This window comes from Segatella salivae DSM 15606 (assembly GCF_000185845.1).
In the GTDB taxonomy this organism is placed as follows: domain Bacteria; phylum Bacteroidota; class Bacteroidia; order Bacteroidales; family Bacteroidaceae; genus Prevotella; species Prevotella salivae.
This window is the reverse complement of the sequence record NZ_GL629647.1, coordinates 768552-772574: the sequence shown is the minus strand read 5'-3', so window position 1 is coordinate 772574 and position 4023 is coordinate 768552. Positions and strand designations below refer to the sequence as shown.

2 protein-coding genes and 1 pseudogene are annotated in these 4023 nt (G+C 38.2%); all 3 read right to left on the bottom strand.

Features of this window, described 5'->3' with window-relative positions; all coding sequences use genetic code 11:
* Position 1 precedes the first annotated feature (1 nt).
* Entirely contained in the window at positions 2-2269 is a 2268-nt protein-coding gene (locus HMPREF9420_RS03225) for a TonB-dependent receptor (protein ID WP_248628072.1), read from the bottom strand.
* 392 nt (positions 2270-2661) lie between these two features.
* Complete coding sequence (locus HMPREF9420_RS03220) at positions 2662-3369, bottom strand: ankyrin repeat domain-containing protein (RefSeq protein WP_007133996.1); 708 nt, start codon at positions 3367-3369, stop codon at positions 2662-2664.
* Positions 3362-4023: pseudogene (locus tag HMPREF9420_RS03215) on the bottom strand (hypothetical protein); the annotation flags it as partial. The pseudogene HMPREF9420_RS03215 and the gene HMPREF9420_RS03220, both read right to left, overlap by 8 nt.

The following is a 4023-nucleotide window of genomic DNA, read 5'->3' as shown; positions in this document are numbered from 1 at the left end:
GCTATACGAGGTTATTACGTGCATAGATATCGCCATTTGGCTGAAGTGCAATGTTGTTGAACCAAACAGCGTTCAACTGACGAGAATAAAGAGCTTCGAGAGTCATCTTAACGCCATAAGGTAGCTGTTGCTCCCAAGCAAGGTTTGCACGGAAAGCTTGTGGAAATTTGAAATGACGATCAATAGTTACGATATCTGGATTTACACCTCCTGCATTGCCATAGGTTGCACGAATTTGATCAGGTGTCTTTCCACCATCAGCCAAGAAGTTTGGAGGGAGGGGACTTGTAGAATTTGAGCGAATATTAATACCGCGCATCTCCATACCTGTATTTGCCCATGCATTCTCAATCCATACAAATGGTGCACGGCCATTGAAGATACCGACACCACCACGCAATAATGAAGTATGATCTTCATTCATAAACCAACGGAATCCAACACGAGGAGATACCATTACGCATGAGGCTGGGCGACGACCAACCACAACTCCTGTCTTAGCCCAATTGTCTGTAGCATTAAATTTGTCATTGATTGAAATTTTATTGCTATAGAATGGAATATCGAAGCGGATACCATAGGTGAGTTGGAAGGCTGTTGACATATCCCATTTATCTTGTACATAGATACCAGCCATGCCAGCCTTGAATGGAGTTCTCCATTGAGTTGTGCCGGTTAAGGCTTCATCTGAGTATTTCATCTGATAGCCTGAGTTTGGAATAATGCCTTGATTATTGAGGAAACCTGCAGCTGTTGGAGTAAATACCTGTGTAGCTCTATCAACAGAACCTAATTGGTTGAAGTTATAAGCAAAGTTACCAAAAGCAGCCTGGATAAAGCCATTCTTCATATCGTAGAACTCATTGTGTGTACCTACGGTAATGTTGTGGTTACCAGAATAAATCGAGAAGTTATCTTCTAAGGTCCAAATATCCTGATCAAGTGAGTTTACACCTGAAGAATATTCTGTACCCATATTTACAGTATAATTATCTCCGCTGAAATAGAGTGTAGGACCTGAATAAGGAGTAGCACGTTTGTCACGAACAGAAGTCAAACCGAGGCGGAACTCATTATAAAGACTGTTACTGATGTGTGAAGTTAATTCTGCAACAAAAGAGTTTGTGCGGTCCTTCATGCGATAACTTGAATTATTGAAGAAGAACGACTGTTTGCCATTACCAAACTTATCTGCATAAGAGAAGTTGCCTTGATAACGCAATGTGAAGTGGTTCTTATTATTGATATTCCAATCTAAACGACCTAAGAGTGAAGTACCTTCTTGATTGATATTGCGGCGTTCAAATGATTCTTCAATACCTGTAATATTCTTATAAATGTCAACCAGTTGCTGAGCTGTTTGTGTATTCATGAAATAGCCCGGTGCACCAGCATAATAGGTTGAAGGATAGCTGTTCTTTTTATATTCCAATGAAGTGAAGAAGAACAATTTGTCCTTAATGATAGGACCACCAAAGGTAAAGCCGTAAGTTTTTGTGCTTTCATCAGAAAGCTTTTGTGTTTTCTTGTAGACTTGGCTATAACGGCCATAAAGGTTTTCATCAGTATAGTATGTGAAGGCTGTACCTGTGAATTTATTTGTACCCGACTTTGTAATAGCATTGATAGCACCACCTGTGAAACCACTTTGACGAACGTCGAAAGGTGAAACTGCAACTTGGATTTGCTCGATAGCATCCATTGAAATTGGATTTGCACCAGTCTGACCACCATTTGTACCAGATGAAGTTAGACCAAACACATCGTTGCTGACCATACCATCAATTTGGAAAGAATTGTAACGGTTGTTGGTTCCAGCGATAGAGATACCTCCAAACTTGTTGTTATTTACAAGAGGAGATAGTTTAGCAACATCATAGACATTACGATCTACGGTTGGTGCATTCTCAATCATTTGCTTAGAGAAGTTAGAAGCAGCACCATTTCCACCATGTCCTGCGCGTCCGGTTACGGTTACTTCGGTCAAGGTTTTAGCATCTTCTTTCATGTCTGCATTGATAACGGTGGGTTCACCCAATGCTAAGAAAATGTTTGTGCGGTTGTCATCCTTAAAGCCGATATATGAAATCGTAACTTTGTAAGGACCACCGACACGCATACCTTGAATGGTGTAACGTCCATCGGTGTTGGTAACAGCATTATAGGTTGTTCCTGATGGAACGTGAACGGCGGTCACAGTTGCTCCGATGACGGTTTCACCGCCTGCGACAACTTTTCCATTAATGCTTGATGTGGTTACCTGCGCCATGAGGGATGTTGTAAAAAACAACATAAGCGCCATTAATAAATGCAATTTTTTTTGCATGACTGTTAACTGAAATTTAATGAATAATTTGAGGGGATAAACCCAGTTAATATTTAGATGATGCAAAATTAGTTAAATATTGCCAAAGTTGTATAGATATCGTGTTAAAATTTAAATTAATGTTGAATTTAATTCTAAATCACTCTGTTATTTCTTTAAAACTGCATTTATGTTCTTTACTTTGCGCCTTTTTCTTACTTCTAAACATGTCATTGAGTTTCAATGAATTCTTACGTTGAAAACATTTTGTATGGATTTAGTTTGTTAATCCTAACTGTTTATGATAAAAGGTAGGCTTGGAGTTCAGTAGGTGGTAAAGCTTATTTTTATATGGATTAAACCTTTTTCTTTCGAGCTTTATTTTCCAATAGTCTGACGATTTCCATATATCCTAATCTTCGTGCGAGAGTAAGTGGTGTGAGTCCTTCTTCACCTTTCACATTTTTTCTTGCACCATGCTTCAATAGTAGTTCAACCATGGCTTTATTCCGGTTTCCAACTGCTATGATGATAGGATAGCTTGTATAATCGGCGCCAAGGTTTCCCATTCCGTCTGCTTTAGCCCCACTGCTCAGTAATAATGCTGTTATCGGAAGATTATTTGTAAGACAACTAAAGACTAATGGGCATCCGCCTTCTTCGGTGTAGGGCTGGTTTACTTTTGCACCTTTAGAAATGAAATACTTTGTCAAGGCGTAGTCGCCATTATTAATCGCCATGCAGAGTGCATCGTATATGTATATATCATCAGAAAATGCATAGTCGATATTTGCCTTCTGTGCAATGAGCTTTTCAATTGCCGCCTTGTTTTTGTATAGACATGCATAGCCAAGTAAGGTGTAAGATGTTGATTCGTCTTTCCTTATCAGCGAATCAATATTTTTAATATGCTTGAGCTGTGCATCAAGTTTCGAAAGATTGTTTGCCTTTATAGCTGCTATCGCTAAATTATAATGATTTTGCTTTGCTACTTTCTTTTGACTATATGCTGACATCAGTACCAAGAGTAAAAGAGCAAATAAAAGTGTTAGTTTCTTATTCATCGTAAGTGTTTTTTAGTTTCTCACTATTTGCAACATTGTTATAAACTTTGTTACAGAGCGCTTTATATCCTTCTAAATTGAAATAATTTTTATCGGCGATATAATCTCTGAATGCTGTGTCGTTATAAAGGGCTTCTCCAAGGAGATCGGTTTCTTCAACGCCAAATTTTTTGCAAAATCTATACTGATAATAACATAGGTATGCCGCAACTTTATAGCGTTCTTCCTTATTAAATTCTTTTGCCCAATCAGGCGTATCTTCTTCGTCTTCATGTAACATATATTTTATATAGGTATTCATGAGCGAACTGATTTTGATGTTTTCTACTTTTACAGGCAGCTTCAAAACACTTTTCAGCAGTCCTTCTCTGATTTCTACATGTGGCCATTTTGTCTTTTTCTTGATGGCGAAGGTCTCATTGAGGATGTGTGATTTCGCCACAGTGGCATATTCCATTACCATCCATTCAAGCAGCAACCTATTAATCTCCTCGTTTTTGTCATAACCATACTTTTGTAATAGGTTGGTAAGAAATCCCCATTCATTTTTTTTCAGCCACGCAAATGCTTTCTTGCTATCATGAAAAATAAATTCATTTTCATAATATGGTTCTTTGCGACTGAGGTCATAATAGAGCTTTCCTGTCTTAAACA

Coding starts and splice junctions, on each gene's coding strand:
- HMPREF9420_RS03225 (WP_248628072.1), bottom strand. CDS start 2,269: ATGGCGCAGGTAACCACATCAAGCATTAATGGAAAAGTTGTCGCAGGC.
- HMPREF9420_RS03220 (WP_007133996.1), bottom strand. CDS start 3,369: ATGAATAAGAAACTAACACTTTTATTTGCTCTTTTACTCTTGGTACTG.